Origin of the sequence: Pedobacter nutrimenti (assembly GCF_032678445.1) — a bacterium.
Taxonomy (GTDB): Bacteria; Bacteroidota; Bacteroidia; order Sphingobacteriales; family Sphingobacteriaceae; genus Pedobacter; species Pedobacter nutrimenti_A.
The window spans coordinates 47,892-68,732 of sequence record NZ_JAVTSQ010000014.1 but is presented as its reverse complement, the minus strand read 5'-3'; the positions used below and the strand labels follow the sequence as shown (position 1 = coordinate 68,732).

Genomic DNA, 20,841 nt, shown 5'->3' with positions numbered 1-20,841 from the left:
ATCTTTTCTTTAACATAAATTTCATTCACGAATATGGAGATGGCAAAAACGAAGCTACTGATTGTTACACACGAGATGTCGCCTTTCCTCGAACTCACTAAAATTTCAGAAATCACCCGTCAATTACCTCAGGCAATGCAGGAAAAAGGATTTGAGATCCGGATTCTGATGCCAAGGTTTGGGAACATTAATGAAAGAAGAAACAGATTACATGAGGTGATTCGTTTATCAGGTATGAACATCATTATTGACGATAATGACAATCCACTGATTATTAAGGTTGCCTCTATCCCTGCTGCGCGCATGCAGGTGTATTTCCTTGATAATGAAGATTATTTTCAGCGAAAATATGTTTTCAGGGACAAAGAGAACAAATTCTATGCAGACAATGATGAAAGAACAATCTTCTTTTGCAAAGGCGCACTGGAAACCGTAAAGAAATTAGGCTGGGCACCGGATATTGTACACTGCCACGGCTGGATGACCGCTTTGGTACCGGCATATATTAAAACGACTTACAAAAACGACCCTACATTCAAAAATGCTAAGGTTGTGTATTCCATATATGAGAACTGTTTCAAAGAAACATTAAACGCTGACCTTTACAAAAAGGCCGTAATGAATTCAATGACTGAAGAAGACACTAAAGTTTTTGAAAAGGCAGATTGTAATGCCCTGCACAAAGGCGCTGTTTCTTATTCAGATGCAGTTGTACTGGCCGATGAAAATCTTGAAGCAGATGTGTTAAAATTTGTTAAAGATTCTAATAAACCAACTTTAGCTTATAATTTAACCGAAAATTTCGACAACTTCTATTCACTTTATGAGGAGATTTCGAATGAAGAAATGGTTTCAATAGCATAAACACGGTATTATCAATTTAAATATGAAATTTTCAAAACTAGACTTATTGACCCTGTTGATAAGTCTTTTTATTTTTAGCTCCTGTAATAAGTCCAATACTTTGGGCCTGGACCTTGATCCAAACAACGCAATACAGGGCAACCTTGTAGATACTTTAACCATTTCCACCAGGACCGTTACCGATGATCCGCTAACCACTTATCTGGGTACCAGCGGAAGTAACCCGACCCGTTATCCTCTGGGCTTTCTGAAAGATCCTGATTTTGGAACTTCACAGGCCAGCCTGGCATTGAGTGTAAGTACCCCGGGAAATACCGCCTATACCTTCGGAACAAATCCGGTTATAGATTCGGCAGTTTTGGTATTGCCATATTCTACCCAGTTCTATGGAGATACCACAAGTTCTGTGTATACGGTAAATGTACATCAGCTGAAAAGCAATATGGACAATGAGACTTCATTTGTGAGCAACAGGGAGTGGAAATATGATCCTGCTGTTTACGGAACGTATTCTGCAAAAATAAAACCAACTACGCCGTTTAAAATCACCAGCATTGTAGCTGGAGCTGCTGATACTTTAAAATCTGTTGTACCTCAAATGAGGATCAAACTGAGCAATTCATTTATTCAGCAAAATATAGCCAACCTGAGCACGTCCCAATTGTTAAACAGACCAAGTTTTACGGATGTGTTCAAAGGACTTTATTTAACTGCTTCCACCACTGGAACAGGGGGTATTATGTTCATGAACTTTGCCTCAAATTCAAAACTTGAAGTCTATTACAAAAGACAGAACGCTACAACAACGACAGCAATTGATACAGTATATGCAGAATTTGCTGTAGGTACAACATCCGGACCTGTTGCAACTAAAGTTGACCATACCTGGAGCACAGGCGTGCAGGCACAACTTGATGCGCCAAAGCAGCAATTCGCAACGACTTATCTGCAGCCGCTTGCCGGTTTAAGGACGAAGGTCAGCTTTCCATCGCTTAAAAATCTGTTGAAGACCATTGGCGGAAGGATCGTTATCAATAAAGCAGAATTACTTGTTGATGTAAGTAATGGTACAGACGCCATTTTCCCGGCACTTCAGAATCTGACATTGTACCGGTTAGACATTGCCGGACAGAGAAGCTACCTTCCAGACAATACCGCTGGTTTAAGTACAGGAGCAGACCCAAGGGCTGCTGCTCAGTTCTTCAGCTACGATACCACCAAGAAGCAGTATAAATTTATTCTTACGGCCTATCTGCAGGATATTCTGGACGGGAAAACCATGGATTACGGAACCTATATTGCGCCGACTGCGCCGGAATACAGCATTGGCTCTTCTGTTAGTATTGCCAACAGATCTATTATTGGTTCATTTCAAAACACAACCAACAGGGTGAAGTTGAATATTTACTATACCAAGATCAATTAATGATTTAAGATATCATAAAAAAGGCCCTGCTTGATCAAGCAGGGCCTTTTTTATGATATTCGATTCTTAGAAAGGCAAATCACCGGAAACACCATCCACATCCAGGAAATCATCCTCATGCTTTGGCGCCGAAATATTCTGCACAGGGCTAACAGGAGCCGCTTCAAAATCACTCTTTCTTCCTAATATGGTAAAGTTTTCTGCCACTACTTCAGTTACATACTTCTTAATCTTTTCCCGGTCTTCAAAGGAACGTGTGCGAAGTTTGCCTTCAATATAGACCAGTTTTCCTTTTTGTAAATACTTCGAAGCTACTTCTGCTAATCCTCTCCATAAAACAATATTATGCCATTCAGTCTGCTCAACTCGTTTGCCGTCTTTATTATAGGTTTCTGAGGTAGCCAGCGGAAAGCTTGCAACAGTTACACCTCCTTCTAAATGCCGGACTTCAGGATCTTTACCTAAATGTCCAACTAAAATTACTTTATTGATACCTGACATGTGCTTATATTATTTGGTTAAATGGGCATTTATAAAACTGCTGATTACTTTGGGCTGGGGCAAATCGTCCAATTCCGCTCTTCCCACCCACTTTATATTCGTATTACCTTTAAAGTTAATGATATAATTATCTAAAGCAAAAAATTGAACATATATAATTTGGTGTGTTAAGACGTGCTTCATTTGCATGACTGGATGTATAATTACCTCCTTTCCGTATTCTTCACGAATGTGTTCATAAAGCTCCAGATTAAATATACCCGCTTCTTCTTCTGTCTCGATCAGCGGAAAATCATATAAATGTTGCCATATATCCCCTGGATTTCTTCTTCTGATCAGGATATCTGCTCCATCTTGCAGGATCATATAATTAAAATAGCGGTTGCGTTTCACCAGTTTTTTAAGTTTTACAGGAAGTGACCCCACCTCTTTTTGCCGATAGGCATAACAATCCAGCTGCAATGGGCAAACCGAACAATCGGGGGATTTAGGCTTGCACTGCAAGGCACCAAATTCCATAATGGCCTGGTTGTACACCATAGGATCCTGACCACTCATCATGGACTGAGCAAGTTCAGAAAACTGTTTTTTCCCCTCGGTGCTGTTGATCGGCGTACTGATCCCGAAATACCTGGCCAGTACTCTAAAAACATTGCCATCCAGCACAGCCTTAGCTTCTCCTGAAGAAAAAGAAGAGATGGCCGCAGCAGTATACTCGCCAATCCCCTTTAGACGGATCAGCTCATCGTAACTGACCGGAAAAACACCATGGTACAATTCCTCAATTTGCTGCGCTGTGTGCAACATATTTCTCCCCCGGGAGTAATAACCCAGCCCCTGCCATAATTTAAGCACCTGGGTTTCCGTAGCCCCGGCAAAATGGCTTACTGTTGGGTACTCCTGAAGGAACCTGTTAAAGTAGGGTAATCCTTGTTCTACTCTTGTCTGTTGCAAAATGATCTCAGACAGCCAGATCACATAAGCATCCCTGGTATTTCGCCAGGGAAGGTCCCTTTTATGAATATGATACCAGTCGGTTATTTCTTTCTGAAAGTGCATAAGGGTCAAAAATACATTGTCTCTCCGGTCTTTTTATGAGAATATTCTCGTTTTAGTACTTTTATTTCATCGGTTTAACTCCGATTTGCGTCCCTGCAGATCTTTTTTTATCCTGCCCGAAGGCTGGCAAAACTTTATTCAGGACTGCATTTAAACGATAATCTTCCCGCGTTTTTACAAAACTTGCAATTCTCTGATCAAACAAGAAGCAAATAAATTATCTTTTATTTTCCTATCTCATTAAAAAGCAATACTTTTGCAACCCCAAAACACTTATAATATTTAACACACAATAATTTAATAATAGAAAATATGACTAAGGCAGATATTATTTCAGAGATATCAACAAAGACAGGAATTGAAAAGGTAGATGTGCAAGAAACCGTAGAAGCATTTTTCAAAGTGATCAAAAACAGCATGATTGGCGGAGAGAATGTATATGTAAGAGGTTTTGGAAGTTTTGTTGTAAAAAAGAGAGCACAAAAAACTGCAAGAAACATATCTAAAAATACGGCAATCATCATTCCTGAGCATTTTGTACCTAGCTTTAAACCAGCAAAAGTGTTTGTGGACAAAGTGAAAAACAACTCTAAAAAAATCAGCGTAGAGGCCTAATCGTATGACAAGCAATATCCGCACTAAACAATTATTAATCGTTGGGGCAGTAGCCCTGCTGGTTGCCTTTTTGTTTACGAGGGATATTAAAGGTCTGGTTAAGCCAAAACAGGAGACCTCAGGTACTCCGGCTGCCGGTCAACTGACCGCTAATACAGCTGCTCAAAACATTAATTTACAGGAAGTATCTGCAGCAGGTAAGAATGTAATTAATGCCAGTTTAGCTGCAGAGATCACCACACTGGAGAATACTTACAAGAGTACCTCCGGTGCGGACCAGATCAAAGCAGCACAACTTCTTGCCCAGAAATGGGACGATGTTGAACAAACTGTTCCAAGTGCACTGTACCTGGAGATTGTGGCCAGCAAAGAAAAAAGCCTGAACAACTGGCTCAGTGCAGGCGGAAGACTGATGAAAGCTTTTGACACCACCCAGGACAGCATTATGCAACCTGCGTTGTTACAAAAAGCAAATACAGCTTACACCAATGCAATGGCCATTGATTCTAACAGCGCTGAAGCAAAAACCGGATTAGGAATTACCATTGTTAACGGAATGGGGATGCCTATGAAAGGAATAGCCATGCTGCTGGATGTGGTTAAAAAAGATCCAAAAAATTTAAAAGCGCAAATGAGCTTAGGTACATTTGCCATCAAATCCGGTCAGTTTGACAAAGCTATTGTTCGCTTTACTGATATTATAGCTCAAAAGCCCTCTCCGGATGCTTATTTCTATCTGGCTACGGCCTATGAGAATTTAGGCAAAAACAAAGAAGCTGTTGAGGCTTATTTGAAAAGTAAAAAACTAGCAGCAAATCCAACTTTATCTAAATTCATTGACAAAAGAGTGGCTGAGCTTAGTAAATAAGAATTAATAAACAGATTTATAAAAATATTAAAATTTCAACATTATGCCGAGTGGTAAAAAAAGAAAGAGACATAAAATGGCGACGCACAAACGTAAAAAACGTTTAAGAAAAAACAGACATAAGAAAAAATAGTTTTCTTAATGTAACTGTAAACAAGGAAATATACGTTGAATATTCAACGTATATTTCCTTGTTTATGGTGTTTTTTATTTGAGTCCATGTGTTAATAAGGTACTATTGTGCCTTAAAATCTATAGCTTTTGGTAAAAGAATTAATTATCGATTCATCTCCTACGGGAGTAACCATAGCTTTAATTGAAGACAAACAACTTGTAGAACTTCATAAAGAACACATCAACAACAACTATGCTGTTGGCGACATCTATTTAGGCCGTATAAAGAAAATTATGCCGGGCCTTAATGCTGCGTTCGTTGATGTGGGTTATGAAAAAGATGCGTTCCTGCATTATTTTGATCTGGGTCCGCAAGTACAATCTTTAATAAAGCTTACAAAAATTAAGCGTAATGGCTCTGTTAATGGAACGTTATTAGATAACTTTAAACTGGAGGCCGATATTAATAAGGCTGGAAAGATATCTGAAGTGGTTTCCAAAAACATGGTTGTACCTGTTCAAATAGCTAAAGAGCCTATTTCGACCAAAGGTCCGCGCTTAAGTTCTGACCTCTCTATAGCGGGTCGCTATATCGTATTGGTCCCCTTTTCCAATGTTATTTCCATTTCCAAAAAGATCAAAAGCAATACCGAACGTAATCGTCTGAAGAAGATTATTGAAAGTATTAAGCCGAAAAACTTTGGAGTAATCATCAGAACCGTTTCTGAAGGAAAAGGTGTTGCAGAACTACAAAAAGATCTCCTGGATTCTGTAGCTAAATGGGAGAACTTCATTAAGAAGTTACCTGATGCAGAACCCTCTAAACGTGTTTGGGGAGAAATGGACCGCACGTCTACGCTGATCCGTGATATCCTCAGTACAGACTTCACCAATGTTTATGTAAATGATCATGGTGTGTTTGAGGACATTCGTTCTTACGTTCATGAAATCTCTCCCGAAATGGAGAAGATTGTAAAGCATTATAAGCAGAAGGAACCGATATTTGAACATTTTGGTCTGGACAAACAGATTAAGAATGGTTTTGGTAAAACGGTAAACCTGGCAGGTGGTGCTTACCTGGTGGTAGAACATACAGAAGCACTTCATGTTATTGACGTAAACAGCGGCAACAGAACCGCCAGCAAGGAAAACCAGGAAGAAAATGCGCTTCAGGTAAACAAAGAGGCAGCAAAAGAAATTGCACGCCAGCTCAGGCTGCGTGATATGGGTGGTATCGTGGTAATCGATTTTATCGATATGCACAAGCCTGCCAACCGTAAGATATTGTTCGATTATTTACGCGAACTCATGCAGCTGGACCGTGCCAAGCACACCATTCTGCCTCCAAGTAAATTTGGACTGGTACAGATCACGCGCCAGCGTGTAAGACCGGAAATGAATATTGTAACGAGTGAAAAATGCCCTACCTGTGATGGTACCGGCGAGATCAAAGCAAGTATCGTTCTGATGGACGATATTGAAAACAACCTGACTTACATTTTGCAGGAGCAGAATGAAAAGAATGTTACCCTTTGTGTCCACCCTTACATTGAGGCCTTTATTAAAAAAGGATTCATCTCCCTGCAATGGAAATGGTTCTTCAAATTTGGCCAGCGCATAAAAATTAAGGCTGTACCATCGTACAACCTGACAGAGTTTCATTTTCTGTCCTCAAAAGACGAGGAAATAAAATTGTAATCCTGATTGAAAGCATTGAATAAGCCTGATTTCTTTAAGATCTCAGGCTTATTTATTTAAACCCCTTCCCTTCTGTCAATTTGCATTTTAATAGCCATTGCTAAACAATTAAAGGTAAATTAGTCCTCTAAAATTCATTAAAATTGGCCAAAACAAAATCAGCATATTTTTGCCAGAACTGCGGATATGAATCTGCAAAATGGCTGGGTAAATGCCCTTCCTGCAGTCAATGGAATACCTTTGTAGAGGAAGTGGTGGAAAAAAGTGCCCCCAATGTTCCTGCCTGGAAAACCTCTTCAGGAAGTCAGCGTTCCAATAAGCCCAGCAAGGTAGAACACATAGAATCTTCCACAGAAAAAAGAATCTTAACCGGAGACCAGGAACTGGACCGTGTGCTTGGCGGTGGATTGGTTACCGGATCGGTAACCCTTATTGGGGGTGAGCCAGGCATTGGTAAATCTACCCTCATGCTGCAACTGGCTTTAAACATTCAGAACAAGCGCATTTTATACATCTCGGGCGAAGAAAGTGAACAACAAATCAAAATGCGTGCAGAGCGCATCACTTTAACGCCTAAAGCAGATTGTTATATCCTCACAGAAACCTCTACCCAGAATATTTTCAAACAAATAGAACAACTGGAGCCCCATATTGTGATTGTGGATTCTATACAGACGCTACACTCTGCCCATATTGAATCTACTCCCGGAAGTGTATCACAAGTGAGGGAATGTACCGCAGAGCTTCTTCGTTTTGCCAAAGAAACCGACACCCCGGTTTTCCTGATTGGGCACATTACCAAGGACGGCGCTATTGCTGGGCCAAAGATCCTGGAACATATGGTGGATACGGTTTTACAGTTTGAAGGCGACAGGCATCATATTTACAGGATACTGCGTTCCATCAAGAACAGATTTGGCGCGGCGGCAGAGATGGGCATTTATGCCATGAACAGCAGCGGCCTGAGAGAAGTAACCAATCCTTCCGAAATTTTATTGTCGCAACGCGATGAAGAATTAAGCGGCATTGCTATTTCAGCCACTTTAGAAGGCGCCAGACCGATGCTGATCGAAACGCAGGCCTTGGTGAGCGTGGCGGCCTATGGAACGCCCCAGCGCTCTGCAACAGGCTTTGACACCAGAAGAATGAACATGCTATTGGCTGTGCTGGAAAAAAGATGTGGATTCCGCCTCAGTACACGTGATGTTTTCTTAAATCTTGCAGGTGGGATTAAAGTAGAAGACCCGGCCATAGACCTGGCCATATTGGCGGCTATCATTTCTTCGCATGAGGATATTCCCATTTCTTCCAAAACTTGCTTTGCCGCAGAAGTTGGGCTCTCTGGTGAGATCAGAGCGGTGAACAGAATCGAACAACGCATTTCAGAAGCAGATAAACTGGGCTTTGACCGAATCTTTGTTTCTAAATATAACCTGAAAGGTCTTTCGCAGGAAAAGTATAAAATAGAGATCATGGGCGTAGGTAAAATAGAAGACGTTTTTTCCGCACTGTTTGGATAGCCGGAAAACTGTGGCGCTGAAATTTTACTTTAAAATTCCCCGATTGGGGAATAAGCTACACGGCTAAAAAATACAATCAAAATACCATTTTGATTCAAAAACACCCTCAGGAGCTGTATAAAAGGGAAAATAAGCGATACACGGATTCTGGTACAGCCTTTGTCTTAGATAAAACAGTTCTGATCCAGCAATGGGTTTTAACGTAACAATAGGGATGATTATCCTCGTTATCGTAAGATAGCGAGGATTTTTTGTTTAAGGCCCCGGAAATCCAAGGCATAAAAAAAAGTCCCTTTCGGGACTTTATAGAAGGATTGTTCTTACTTGCTCAGGTACATCGACTTGTCCTTGTACAGCTTTCTGAAATATGGATCTTCAAGATCTTTGATAAAGCGGATAGACTCACCTGTTGATTTCATTTCCGGCCCCAGTTCTTTTGGAACTTCAGGGAATTTATCATAAGAGAATACAGGTTCCTTTATCGCGTAACCTTGCAGTTTACGCTCTATATTAAAGTCTTTAAGTTTATTTACACCCAGCATGATCTTGGCAGCGATGTTAATGTAAGGTACATCATAAGCTTTCGCAATGAAAGGTACAGTACGTGAAGCTCTTGGATTCGCTTCAATCACATACACTTTATCATCCTTAACCGCGAACTGGATATTCAGCAAACCAATTACATTTAAAGCTCTTGCAATCTTTTTGGAATAGGTTTCCATATCCGCGATCACCTGATCAGACAAACTGAAGGGTGGCAGTACCGCACTTGAATCACCGGAGTGAATCCCTGCAGGCTCAATATGTTCCATTAAACCAACGATATGTACATCCTCTCCATCAGAGATAGAATCAGATTCCGTTTCTTCTGCCCTGTCCAGGAAGTGGTCGATCAATACCCTGTTGCCAGGCAGATCACCTAAAAGTTTAACTACTGCTTTCTCCAGGTCTTCATCATTGATCACAATGCTCATCCCCTGGCCACCAAGCACATAACTTGGACGGACTAGAACAGGATAACCTACTTCATTGGCCACCACAATCGCTTCTTCTGCATTTTCCGCTACCCCATATTTAGGATAAGGAATCTCCAGCTCTTTTAAAAGATCAGAGAAACGTCCGCGATCTTCTGCAACGTCCATGTCATTATAAGAAGTTCCGATGATCTTAATACCTTTCTCATGCAGTTTTTCCGCCATTTTAAGGGCCGTCTGACCACCAAGCTGTACAATAACACCTTCTGGTTTTTCCAGTTCAATAATTTCACGTACGTGCTCCCAGAATACAGGTTCAAAGTAAAGCTTATCTGCCATGTTGAAATCTGTAGAAACCGTTTCAGGATTACAGTTTACCATGATGGCTTCAAAGCCGCTTTCTTTAGCCGCCAATAGTCCGTGTACACAAGAGTAATCGAATTCAATACCCTGACCGATACGGTTCGGGCCTGATCCGAGAACAATGATTTTTTTCTTGTCAGAAGAGACCGATTCGTTCTCTTCTTCAAAGGTAGAGTAGTAATATGGCGTCTGTGCAGCAAACTCAGCAGCGCAGGTATCTACCATTTTATAAACCCTTCTTATGCCCAGCGATGTTCTGCGGTCATACACTTCATCTTCCGTTACATTGCCCAGCAAATAAGCAATCTGAATATCAGAGAAACCTTTTTGTTTCAGGGTGAAGAAAAAGTCTTTTGGTATATTATTCAGAGAATATCTTTTCAGTTCTGTTTCCAGATGTACCAGATCCTGGATCTGCGCAAGGAACCATTTATCAATACGGGTTACTTTGCGGATAGATTCCAAAGGCACACCCATACTCATCGCATCCTTAATCAGGAACAACCTGTTCCAGCTCGCATGTTCCAATCCGTACATGATCTCGTCAATACTACGGTTGTGTTTACCATCTGCACCCAGTCCTGCTCTGCCAATCTCTAAACTCTGACAAGCTTTTTGCAAGGCCTCGATAAAACTGCGGCCGATGCCCATTACCTCTCCTACAGATTTCATTTGCAATCCAAGCTCCATATTGGCTCCTTTGAATTTATCAAAGTTCCAGCGTGGGATCTTTACGATCACATAGTCTAAAGTAGGCTCAAAATAAGCCGAAGTGGTTTTAGTAATCTGGTTCTCAATTTCATCCAGGTTATAACCGATGGCCAGTTTAGAGGCTATTTTTGCAATCGGATAACCGGTCGCCTTACTAGCCAGTGCAGATGAACGGGATACCCTTGGGTTGATCTCGATAGCAATGATCTGATCATTATCGGGGTTTACCGAGAACTGAACATTACAGCCTCCGGCAAAATTACCGATGGCGCGCATCATTTTGATGGCCTGATTACGCATATCCTGATAACAACGGTCAGACAAAGTCATAGCCGGCGCAACAGTAATAGAATCTCCGGTATGGATCCCCATTGGATCGAAATTTTCAATCGAGCAAATGATGATCACATTGTCATTACTATCCCTAAGCAGTTCCAACTCATACTCTTTCCAACCCAGAACAGCCTGTTCAACCAGTACTTCATGTGTTGGCGAAGCTTCTAAACCACGTTTCAATGCAGCGTCGAATTCTTCTTTTTTATGTACGAAACCACCACCCGATCCACCTAAAGTATAGGACGGACGAATAACCAATGGATAACCGATCTCTTGTGCGGCTTCTTTACCTTCCAGAAAGGAATTGGCAATTTTTGAGGGAGCAACGCCAACGCCTATATCAACCATAAGCTGTCTGAAGGCTTCTCTGTTTTCTGTTTTTTCTATAGCGGCCACATCAACCCCTATAACTTTAACACCGTGTTTTTCCCAAACGCCGCGTTCTTCAGCTTCTTTACAAAGGTTCAGTGCAGTTTGCCCTCCCATGGTTGGCAATACAGCATCAATCTTTTGTTCTATCAGAATCTCTTCTATAGAATCTACTGTTAAAGGACGCAGGTAAACATGGTCTGCAATAACCTTATCGGTCATAATCGTAGCCGGATTGGAGTTTATAATAGAAACTTCAATTCCTTCTTCTTTTAATGAAAGGGCTGCTTGGGATCCTGAATAGTCAAATTCACAGGCTTGGCCAATAATAATTGGTCCGGATCCGATAATCAATACTGAACGTATGGAGGTGTCTCTTGGCATATTGGCTTTAAAATTTTGCGCTCGAGATTTTCTGTGCTACAAGAAAGATCCCGACTGTTCTGTCGGGATGCAAAGATACACTTTTAGGTACTATAACGTATAGGTTTTTTCAAAAAAAGCTGTGAGGCAAAACAGGCCCCCTGCAGGTTAATATCGCAGCAGCTGAATCTGCCCTACATCAGTTGTAGCGCTGTCTATCACAGGTACCTCGGCAATCGTGAAATCTTTATAAGGCATCTGTGTTTTGACGAGCAACTTATACGTGCCGGCCTTTATATTGTCAACCTTAAAATTTCCGGCCTGTGGCTGGATCTTTAAGGTATCTGTTCCCAGAATAAGGAGCACCTGTTGTATCCCTTCTGCCGGGCTGATCTTTCCCTGCACACCGCCTTTTCTGATCAGTGTAAAAGAAAACAACAGGCTCAGCAGGATCAAAGCTACAGGTGTTACAAATTTCATAGACTTCATGGCGCAAGTATTTAAGCTAAAGATGAACATTACACTCCATATAGCAAATAAAAACAAAAATTGTTTTAGTCCAGGAACAAGAAGTCATCAAAGCGTCACGAAATAACCCGACTGTAAAATCTGGGTACTAGACCGGAACAATTGCCGTTTTCCTTGTAGTTGTTTGCAAAAACAGCACAAAAACATCCTCAGCAATATATTGCAAAGAGGGTATTCTTCATAAATAGTTTGTTTGGTTTATTATCCGGCCGGGAAGGATTCCCTGCCGGATTTTTTTTACGGTCCGGGTTAGCTACATTTGGCCCATGCTTCTTTTAGACATTCCCTTTCTTCAATCTCTGATCAGTCAGTTTCAGCAAACCAGCCTGCTGGAATGGGTAGGGACCATCAGCGGATTTATCTGCATTTACCTTGCTGCAAAAGAGAACATCTGGAACTGGCCGGTTTCCATCATCAGCGTGCTGGCCTACAGTATTGTTTTTTATGAAAGCAAACTCTATGGCGATACGGTATTGCAGTTTTATTTTCTTTCCACTGCTTTTTATGGCTGGTATTATTGGCTTAAGAAGAAAACCGCGAAAGAGAAACCCGTAACAAGCATCGGCGGAAAACAATGGCTGTATATTATAGGAGGAGTTCTTGTCCTGACCGTACTGCTGGGCCTTTTCCTCAGTAAATACACCGATACCGATGTTCCTTACATTGACGGCTTTTGTACGGCCATGAGTTTCGTTGCCCAATTACTCATGACCAGAAAAATCCTTCAAAACTGGCTATTGTGGATCGTTGTGGATATTTGCTATGTACCCTTATACATCCATAAACACCTCTCTCTTACAGCAATTCTCTATTTTGTATTAATTATCCTGGCCATTATTGGCTATTTAGACTGGAGGAAGACCTACCGTGAGCAAATCAATTAAAAAAATCGCTGTTGTCGGTCCGGAAAGCACCGGAAAATCGACCATCACCCAACAACTCGCCAGGCATTATCAGACCGCCTGGGTTGCAGAATACGCCCGCTACTATTGTGCCGCACTAACAGAACCCTGTACCCTTCAGGACGAGATCAATATGTTCCATGGTCAGGTAGCCCTGGAAGAATCTGTTCTGGCCACTGCCGAAAAAGATTTCATTTTTTGTGATACTACTTTTCTCACGGTTAAGATCTGGAGCGATGAAATGATGGGAGAGACGCCGCAGATTGTATTAGATGCACTCCCGCAGCGTCCTTATGATCTGTACCTGCTCATGGACATTGACCTGCCCTGGCAGGAAGACCCGCTGAGAGATTTTCCGCACCTCCGCGAGCACTTTATGCAGATCTGGCACAAAGAACTTCAGGCGCTGAATGCCAACTATACCGTCATCAGTGGTGTGAAAGACCGCTTCGAAAATGCATTGAAAGCAGTTGATCACTTCCTTTTAAAATAAATTCAATACCTTTGCCTTATCAAAAGGGGGTGCCTTGTTTTGTAAAAAACATAAAAACGGGCTGAGATCATACCCATTACATCTGTAAGCAACCAAAAACGTTGAGATGTATGCACCTGATCCGGATAATGCCGGCGTAGGGATTGGAGTTATGGAGTTTAACTAAACTGTGGGTACCCCTGCTCACAGAAGGTTTAACTAAAAAGGAATAAAAAAAATTGAAAAAATTACTGATCGCAGCTATTGCTGTGCTGCTGTTCCCTGTATTTGTAAAGGCACAATTCTCTATTTCAGGAAGAGTATCAGAATCTGGCAAACAAGCCCTTCCGGGCGCAAGTATCCGGTTAAAGGGTCAAAGCCTTGGCGCAACCACCAATCAGGACGGTGCTTATCAGATCCAGAATCTAAAACCAGGAAAATACACCCTGATCGTCAGTTTTATTGGTTACAACAGCACAGAACGCAGCGTTAATCTGACAGCAGATCTCCGCGCAGATTTTACACTCAGCCCATCCGCTTATCTTGCCGATGAAGTGATTGTAAGCGCTACCCGTGCCAATGAAAAATCGGCCACAACGTATAAAAATATCAGCAAGGAATACATCAAAGAAAACAACTTTGGACAAGACCTTCCCTTTATCCTGAACAATACACCCGGTGTAGTGGTCACTTCAGATGCCGGTGCTGGCGTAGGTTATACCGGTATAAGAATCCGGGGTAGTGATGCCACCAGGGTCAACGTTACCCTCAATGGTATCCCGTACAACGACAGCGAGAGCCAGGGCACTTTTTGGGTAAACATGCCCGATTTTGCTTCTTCGGTAGAGAACATCCAGATTCAGCGTGGTGTAGGTACTTCTACCAATGGAGCCGGGGCTTTCGGTGGAAGTTTAAATGTACAGACTTCGGCACCGTCTGCGCAACCTTATGCCGAATTAAACAATACTTACGGCTCCTTCAATACCCTGAAAAACACGGTTAAGGTGGGAACGGGTTTAATCGACAATAAATTCAGCTTCGATGGCCGTTTGTCCAGAATCAGTTCCGACGGTTTTATTGACCGCGCGGCCTCTACCTTAAAATCTTATTTTCTTTCTGGCGCGTATCAGGGCAAAAAGGATCTGCTCCGTTTAAATGTTTTCTCCGGATCTGAAAAAACCTATCAAGCCTGGAACGGAATCCCAGAATCCAGACTGAACGGCGATGTGGAAGGCATGAACGCTTATGCAGATAGAAATTTTCTTCTTCCGGCCGACCGGGAGAACCTCTTAAATTCTGGCAGCAGGACTTATAATTCTTTCACTTATAAAGACCAGACCGACAATTACTGGCAGAGCCACTACCAGCTGTTGTATGCCAGACAGATCACCGATCAGTTGTCCTTTAACGGTGCTTTGCACTACACCGACGGAAAGGGCTATTATGAAGAATATAAAACAGCCCAGAAATTTGCAAATTATGGTCTGGACAGCGTTAACGCAGATGGAAAATGGCAGAAAAAAACAGACCTGATCCGCAGGAGATGGCTGGACAATAATTTCTATGGGGTTACTTATAATTTCAACTATCGTCCGCAATCCAATTTGAACTTTACCCTTGGCGGAGCTTATAATAAATACGACGGAAAGCACTTCGGAGAAATCATCTGGGCACAATATGCTTCCAATGGCAAATACGGCGACCACTATTACGACAACACCGGCAATAAAACTGATTTTAACATTTATGGAAAAGCCGTATACAGCCCGGTAGAAAAACTAAGCCTGTTTGCCGACCTGCAGTTCCGCAGATTGGACTATAAGATCCTGGGCACAGAAAAGGACCTGAATGCGCTCAACATTAAGGATCAGCTGAACTTCTTTAACCCAAAACTTGGTGCCACCTATTTTATTGACACGAAGAGCAATATTTATGCTTCCTTCAGTGTAGCCAATAAAGAGCCCAACCGGGATGACTATGTAAACGCACCGGCAGATGCCTTTCCAAAGCCAGAACGCCTGTATGATGTGGAAGCAGGTTACCGCATTAAGACCGAACGTTTCAATGCTGGGCTGAATGTGTATGGAATGTTCTATAAAGACCAGCTGGTGCTTACCGGCGCGCTGAATGACGTGGGAGAAGCCCTGCGCCAGAATGTGTCCAAAAGCTACAGATTGGGTGTTGAACTCGACGCATCCTATATCCTGAGCAAACAATTTATACTGAATGCCAATGCGGCCCTCAGTAAGAACAAGATCAAAAACTACCTGGATTATCTGTATGAATACAATGATGACGGAGACATCACCAAAACCGTGACCACCAATTACGCCGCTCCAGATATCTCTTTCTCTCCGGCAGCTGTTCTCTTTGCAGAACTGACCTACAAACCTGTTGCAGGTCTGGCCTTTGGCTTCCAAAACAAATACGTCAGCAAACAATATATGGACAATACACAGAATGAATCCAGGAAACTAAAGGGTTATTTTGTAAGCAACCTGCGTGCTGGCTACGATTTTAAGGCTTTCGGTATTAAAAATATCAACCTCGGCTTGTTGGTAAATAATATCTTTGATAAAAAATATGAGAGCAATGGCTATACCTACAGCTCCATGTACCAGGGAGAAACCACTACAGAAAACTTTTATTTTCCGCAGGCTGGTACCAACCTGTTACTTTCTCTAAATTTGAAGTTTTAATAACAGCATTCCACAACGTGAAGAAATATATAGAAAAACTACAGTTCATTACCCATGATATCCCAGCTTTAAGCCATGTACAGCAAGCACAACTGGCCTGTGAAGCCGGTGCCAAATGGATTCAATACAGATGCCTGACCAAAAAGGACGAAGAACTGCTGGAAGACATTGAACAAATTGCCACGATCTGCGACGACTGGGGAGCTACCCTGATCGTCACAGATCATATCCACCTGAAAGGCAAAGCCGATATCCAGGGTTTTCATATGGAAGACATGGAGGCTAATTTCATCGAACTGCGCAAGCAGCTGGGCGAAGAATATACCATAGGCGGTTCCTCCAACACCATCGAAGGTTTGATCCGTCTGTATAAAGAGGGCGTAGATTACGCCGGCTTTGGTCCTTTCCAGATCACCACCACCAAACCCAACAACGCCGCACTTCTGGGTGTAGAGGGTTATGCAAAAGCGATTGCCGTACTCAACAACCTGGACCTGGAACTCTCTGTTCTGGCCGTTGGCGGTGTAAGGCTGGAGGATGTGGATGCCCTGATGCAGACCGGCATTTTCGGTATCGCCGCTTCAGCAGCCATTAATCAGGCAGAAGATCTGCAGGAAGCCTATAAAGCCTTCTATCATAAAGTCATGTAGCGGAAATTTTATAAACAAATGATAGTTCTTTAATTTCAGGAGAACTACATTTGTTCAAAATATTTCCCCTTGAAAGACTTTGCCATCATCGACAAGCAGGACCCCTACGCGGCCCTGCGCTTCAAAGAATTCCGCTCCTATATGGGCATGCGTTTCTTTTTTACGTTTGCCTATCAGATGCAGGCCGTCATCATCGGCTTCCACATCTACCACCTCACCAAAGATCCGCTCGCGCTGGGACTGATTGGTCTTTGTGAAGCCGTCCCTTCTATTGGAATTGCTCTATACGGCGGATATATAGCCGATAAATCTGAAAAAAGAGCTTTGCTGCTGAAGATCTTTATCGGGGTATTTCTATGCTCCCTGGTCATGACCATTGTTACCTTGCAGCAAATGCACACCTATGTACCTGTCAAATACATTGTTCCGGTGATGTATCTCATGGTCTTCGGAATTGGTATCGCCAGGGGCTTCTACAGCCCGGCAGCCTTTTCCATCATGGGCCAGGTTGTACCTAAAGAACTCTACCCGAATTCCAGTACCTGGAACAGCTCTGCCTATATGACCGCTTCTATCGTAGGCCCGGCGGTTGGAGGATTGATCTATGCTTTCTTTGGGATAACGGTTACCTATTGCGTTATTCTTTTCTTTATTCTGATCGCCCTGGGCTGTATTGCCTTTCTTAAAAAACACCCGCCAAGATATATCCCTAAAGAAAGCATCATGAAAAGCCTCACCGAAGGTGTGCAATTTGTATTTAAAAGCAAAATGATGCTTGGAGCGATGAGTCTTGATCTCTTCTCTGTCTTTTTTGGCGGCGCGGTAGCCCTGCTTCCAGTCTTCGCCAATGATATTTTAAAAGTAGGTTCCGAAGGCCTTGGCTTTATGCGGGCTTCTGCCTCTGCCGGAGCCGTCCTCACCATGTTTGTGATGACACGCATCTCCCCAATGAGAAAACCCTGGAGAAACCTGCTCATTGCTGTGGTTGGCTTTGGCACCAGCATCATCTGTTACGGCCTGTCCAAGAACTTCTACCTGACTCTGATGTTCCTCTTCGCAGAAGGATCCTTTGACAGTGTCAGCGTACTGATCCGCTCTACCATCATGCAATTACTTACCCCTGATGAAATGCGCGGACGGGTCTCTGCAGTAAACAGTATGTTCATTGGCTCTTCCAACGAGATCGGGGCCTTCGAATCCGGTCTTACGGCAAAACTCATGCGAACTGTCCCTGCAGTGGTTTTTGGAGGTTGTATGACCATCCTAGTGGCCGGAATTACCTACTCCAAGACCAAAAGCCTGCTGGGCTTAACTCTCGATGACATCAGTGGCAGCAAAACAGAGCCTGCAGCGGTCTAAGCGTGCTCTACACGTTCACCTACCTGCTGGCGCCACATGGCAAAATACAGCCCTTTTTCGTCTAAAAGGTCTTCGTGTTTGCCTTGTTCGATAATATGGCCTTTTTCCAGCACAAAGATCCTATCGGCATGGCGGATTGTAGACAAGCGATGCGCAATCAAGATGGTCATATGACTGGTTTGTTCAGAAATCTCCCTGATGGTACCGGTAATTTCTTCTTCTGTTAAAGAATCCAGAGAAGAAGTCGCTTCGTCGAACACCAGGATATCCGGTTGGCGAAGTAAGGCCCGGGCAATAGACAGACGTTGTTTTTCGCCTCCTGATACTTTCACCCCACCTTCACCAATTACGGTATCCAGACCTTTATCGGCCCTGGCCAGCAGGTTATGACAAGCCGCCTGGTGCAATACCCGCATGCACTCTTCATCCGTAGCCAGGGGACGTACAAACTGCAGGTTCTCGCGGATGGTACCCGAGAACAACTGTGTATCCTGTGTCACAAAACCGATCTTTTCCCTCAACTGGTCCAGATCAATATCTTTACCGGAAATTTCATTATAAAAAACCTCTCCTTCCATAGGCTGGTATAAGCCCACCAGCAATTTCACCAGGGTTGTTTTTCCTGAACCCGAAGGCCCGACAAAGGCAATGGTTTCTCCGTTCCGGGTCTTGAAACTAATATTATTCAAGGCATTCGCTCTTCCTGTCAGGTGTTTAAAATTAACATTTGCGAAAGAAAGCCTGGTGATCTTATCCAGTTTCACCGGATTTTCCGGTTTCACATCTATTGGCGTACTTAATATTCTTTTAAAATTACCCAGAGACACTTCAGCCTCCCTCCAGGACAGGATCACGTTACCCAATTCCTGAAGTGGTCCAAAAAGGAAAAAAGAATAGAATAAGAAAGAGAAATATTGTCCTGGTGAAATGGTGTTCTCAAAGATCAGGATCAACAAGACCACCACCATGGTACTCCGCACCAGGTTAACCGTTGTGCCCTGCACAAAACTCATACTTCTTACAAACTTCACTTTCTTGAGCTCCAGGCCCAGAATTTTATAGGTTGTCTTGTTCAGTCTTTCAATTTCCTGATTGGCCAGCCCTAAACTTTTCACCAGTTCTATATTCCTCAAAGATTCAGTTGTAGAACCGGCAAGCGCAGTCGTCTCTGCAACAATGGTCTTCTGTATGGTTTTTATTTTCCGGCTCAGAAACCAACTCACAAAACTGATGATCGGAATAGCAGAAAAATAAATCAGGGTCACTTTATAGCTTACTGCAACAGAGTAAACAATAACAAAGACCATTCCGATCAAGCTCACAAACAGGATACTGATAAAAGAGGTAATGAACTTCTCGCTGTCCAGACGTACTTTTTGCAGGATGCCTAGTGTTTCTCCGCTTCTCTGGTCTTCAAAAACCTGGTAAGGCAATTCAAGAGAATGTTTCAAGCCATCTGCATACATTCTGGCCCCTACTTTCTGCACAATGATACTGGTAAAATAATCCTGGAAGTTCTTGGCAATCCTCGACACCATGGCCGCACCAATACTCAATCCAACCAAACCCAATACTCCCCAAACAAATTCATTTCTGGAAAGGATATCCTTTTTTTCTATAAACCGGTCTACGATCCTTCCGGTGATATAAGGATCAAGCAAAGAAAAACCTATATTAATGGAAGCCAGGACGAGTGCAAGCACAACAACCCATTGGTGCCGTTTTAGATACTGAATCAATAATTTCATTTTGTTTGCAAATAGTTTTCAAATACACAATTGGTATAACTATTTGGGCTTCAAAAATAAAGAAAGGGAATATAGCTTCCACTATATTCCCTTTTAATTACAACAATATTATAATTCGTCGGCTTTAAACCGTCATGATGTCTTTCTCTTTCACCTCTGCGTGTTTATCCACTTTAATGATGTATGCATCGGTAATTTTCTGAACTTCGCCTTCACCTGTCTTAATTTCATCATCAGAAACAGCTTCTCCTTTTAATTTTTTGATCTTTTCGTTCGCATCTTTACGGATGTTGCGGATCGCAATCTTTCCTCTCTCTGCCTCTTCTTTGACTTTTTTAACCAGTTCCTTTCTGCGCTCTTCTGTAAGCGGCGGAACAACCAAACGGATAATAATACCGTCATTCTGAGGGTTGATTCCGATATTGGCTTCTAAAATGGCTCGCTCTATAGGTGTTAACAATGTTTTTTCCCAAGGCTGGACGAGTAAAGTACGTGCATCCGGCGTATTGATACTGGCCACCTGGCTCAATGGTGTCGGGTTACCATAGTAATCTACCATGATACCTTCCAGCATACCTGCAGAAGCTTTTCCAGCACGAATTTTGGTCAGCTCAGACTCGCAATGTGCAATAGCTTTGTCCATTGTAGCCTGGGCGTCTTGTAATTGTTTCTTTATGAGGTCATTCATAATTTGTGTTGTTT

At 42.6% G+C, this 20,841-nt stretch carries 17 protein-coding genes and 1 riboswitch; of the genes, 11 read left to right on the top strand and 6 right to left on the bottom strand.

The annotated features are described in order from the left end of the window. Window positions 1–33 precede the first annotated feature (33 nt). On the top strand, window positions 34–864 hold the full coding sequence (locus tag R2S08_RS23620; RefSeq protein WP_133783815.1) for a glycogen/starch synthase: 831 nt from the start codon (window positions 34–36) through the stop codon (window positions 862–864). A gap of 22 nt (window positions 865–886) precedes the next feature. Then, complete coding sequence (locus tag R2S08_RS23615; protein WP_316837453.1) at window positions 887–2,290, top strand: DUF4270 domain-containing protein; 1,404 nt, start codon at window positions 887–889, stop codon at window positions 2,288–2,290. A 66-nt stretch (window positions 2,291–2,356) separates the two neighbouring features. Here R2S08_RS23615 and R2S08_RS23610 read toward each other — a convergent pair whose 3' ends face one another. Both R2S08_RS23610 and mutY read right to left on the bottom strand, forming a co-directional pair. Continuing rightward, complete coding sequence (locus R2S08_RS23610) at window positions 2,357–2,791, bottom strand: single-stranded DNA-binding protein (protein ID WP_133783818.1); 435 nt, start codon at window positions 2,789–2,791, stop codon at window positions 2,357–2,359. 9 nt (window positions 2,792–2,800) lie between these two features. After that, window positions 2,801–3,850: an A/G-specific adenine glycosylase gene (mutY, locus tag R2S08_RS23605; protein WP_316837452.1), complete on the bottom strand. Its 1,050-nt coding sequence runs from the start codon at window positions 3,848–3,850 to the stop codon at window positions 2,801–2,803. A gap of 312 nt (window positions 3,851–4,162) precedes the next feature. Between mutY and R2S08_RS23600 the strand changes: the two genes are divergently transcribed. From R2S08_RS23600 to radA, 4 genes are all read left to right on the top strand, one after another. Beyond that, window positions 4,163–4,465, top strand: coding sequence for an HU family DNA-binding protein (locus R2S08_RS23600; RefSeq protein ID WP_108552488.1), 303 nt, complete (start codon window positions 4,163–4,165; stop codon window positions 4,463–4,465). A gap of 4 nt (window positions 4,466–4,469) precedes the next feature. Further along, entirely contained in the window at window positions 4,470–5,333 is an 864-nt protein-coding gene (locus R2S08_RS23595; protein WP_316837451.1) for a tetratricopeptide repeat protein, read from the top strand. A gap of 261 nt (window positions 5,334–5,594) precedes the next feature. Beyond that, window positions 5,595–7,145 (top strand): ribonuclease E/G, encoded by a 1,551-nt coding sequence (locus R2S08_RS23590; RefSeq protein ID WP_108552484.1) that lies wholly within the window; start codon window positions 5,595–5,597, stop codon window positions 7,143–7,145. A 143-nt stretch (window positions 7,146–7,288) separates the two neighbouring features. Beyond that, a complete protein-coding gene (gene radA, locus R2S08_RS23585) occupies window positions 7,289–8,665 on the top strand; it encodes a DNA repair protein RadA (RefSeq protein WP_316837450.1) in 1,377 nt (458 codons plus the stop codon). Between the two features lie 320 nt (window positions 8,666–8,985). Here radA and carB read toward each other — a convergent pair whose 3' ends face one another. Both carB and R2S08_RS23575 read right to left on the bottom strand, forming a co-directional pair. After that, window positions 8,986–11,802, bottom strand: a complete 2,817-nt coding sequence (gene carB, locus R2S08_RS23580; protein WP_316837449.1) for a carbamoyl-phosphate synthase large subunit — start codon at window positions 11,800–11,802, stop codon at window positions 8,986–8,988. 147 nt (window positions 11,803–11,949) lie between these two features. Beyond that, the gene (locus R2S08_RS23575; RefSeq protein WP_316837448.1) at window positions 11,950–12,270 is read right to left on the bottom strand and encodes a carboxypeptidase regulatory-like domain-containing protein; all 321 of its coding nucleotides are present in this window, start codon (window positions 12,268–12,270) and stop codon (window positions 11,950–11,952) included. Between the two features lie 305 nt (window positions 12,271–12,575). On the opposite strand from R2S08_RS23575, the gene pnuC reads away from it, so the two are divergent. The 5 genes from pnuC to R2S08_RS23550 all read left to right on the top strand — a co-directional run bounded on the left by pnuC (window position 12,576) and on the right by R2S08_RS23550 (window position 18,391). Next, window positions 12,576–13,193: a nicotinamide riboside transporter PnuC gene (gene pnuC, locus R2S08_RS23570; RefSeq protein WP_316837447.1), complete on the top strand. Its 618-nt coding sequence runs from the start codon at window positions 12,576–12,578 to the stop codon at window positions 13,191–13,193. Further along, on the top strand, window positions 13,177–13,704 hold the full coding sequence (locus tag R2S08_RS23565) for an ATP-binding protein (protein ID WP_316837446.1): 528 nt from the start codon (window positions 13,177–13,179) through the stop codon (window positions 13,702–13,704). The genes pnuC and R2S08_RS23565 overlap by 17 nt, the downstream gene beginning before the upstream one ends. Window positions 13,705–13,718: 14 nt before the next feature. Further along, a riboswitch (TPP riboswitch) is annotated at window positions 13,719–13,864 on the top strand. A gap of 58 nt (window positions 13,865–13,922) precedes the next feature. Continuing rightward, window positions 13,923–16,382, top strand: a complete 2,460-nt coding sequence (locus R2S08_RS23560) for a TonB-dependent receptor (protein ID WP_316837445.1) — start codon at window positions 13,923–13,925, stop codon at window positions 16,380–16,382. A gap of 17 nt (window positions 16,383–16,399) precedes the next feature. Continuing rightward, window positions 16,400–17,032 (top strand): thiamine phosphate synthase, encoded by a 633-nt coding sequence (locus R2S08_RS23555; protein ID WP_316837444.1) that lies wholly within the window; start codon window positions 16,400–16,402, stop codon window positions 17,030–17,032. Between the two features lie 69 nt (window positions 17,033–17,101). After that, window positions 17,102–18,391, top strand: a complete 1,290-nt coding sequence (locus tag R2S08_RS23550) for an MFS transporter (protein WP_316837443.1) — start codon at window positions 17,102–17,104, stop codon at window positions 18,389–18,391. Here R2S08_RS23550 and R2S08_RS23545 read toward each other — a convergent pair. Further along, the gene (locus R2S08_RS23545) at window positions 18,388–20,139 is read right to left on the bottom strand and encodes an ABC transporter ATP-binding protein (RefSeq protein WP_316837442.1); all 1,752 of its coding nucleotides are present in this window, start codon (window positions 20,137–20,139) and stop codon (window positions 18,388–18,390) included. The two genes, R2S08_RS23550 and R2S08_RS23545, sit on opposite strands and share 4 nt — an antisense overlap. Before the next feature lie 124 nt (window positions 20,140–20,263). Further along, entirely contained in the window at window positions 20,264–20,827 is a 564-nt protein-coding gene (gene frr / locus R2S08_RS23540; RefSeq protein ID WP_316837441.1) for a ribosome recycling factor, read from the bottom strand. Window positions 20,828–20,841: the final 14 nt, after the last annotated feature.

Excerpts from the sequence above, each read along its gene's own strand:
- R2S08_RS23620 (WP_133783815.1), top strand. The coding sequence starts at position 34 with ATGGAGATGGCAAAAACGAAGCTACTGATTGTTACACACGAGATGTCG.
- R2S08_RS23615 (WP_316837453.1), top strand. The coding sequence starts at position 887 with ATGAAATTTTCAAAACTAGACTTATTGACCCTGTTGATAAGTCTTTTT.
- R2S08_RS23610 (WP_133783818.1), bottom strand. The coding sequence starts at position 2,791 with ATGTCAGGTATCAATAAAGTAATTTTAGTTGGACATTTAGGTAAAGAT.
- mutY (WP_316837452.1), bottom strand. The coding sequence starts at position 3,850 with ATGCACTTTCAGAAAGAAATAACCGACTGGTATCATATTCATAAAAGG.
- R2S08_RS23600 (WP_108552488.1), top strand. The coding sequence starts at position 4,163 with ATGACTAAGGCAGATATTATTTCAGAGATATCAACAAAGACAGGAATT.
- R2S08_RS23595 (WP_316837451.1), top strand. The coding sequence starts at position 4,470 with ATGACAAGCAATATCCGCACTAAACAATTATTAATCGTTGGGGCAGTA.
- carB (WP_316837449.1), bottom strand. The coding sequence starts at position 11,802 with ATGCCAAGAGACACCTCCATACGTTCAGTATTGATTATCGGATCCGGA.
- R2S08_RS23575 (WP_316837448.1), bottom strand. The coding sequence starts at position 12,270 with ATGAAGTCTATGAAATTTGTAACACCTGTAGCTTTGATCCTGCTGAGC.
- pnuC (WP_316837447.1), top strand. The coding sequence starts at position 12,576 with ATGCTTCTTTTAGACATTCCCTTTCTTCAATCTCTGATCAGTCAGTTT.
- R2S08_RS23545 (WP_316837442.1), bottom strand. The coding sequence starts at position 20,139 with ATGAAATTATTGATTCAGTATCTAAAACGGCACCAATGGGTTGTTGTG.
- frr (WP_316837441.1), bottom strand. The coding sequence starts at position 20,827 with ATGAATGACCTCATAAAGAAACAATTACAAGACGCCCAGGCTACAATG.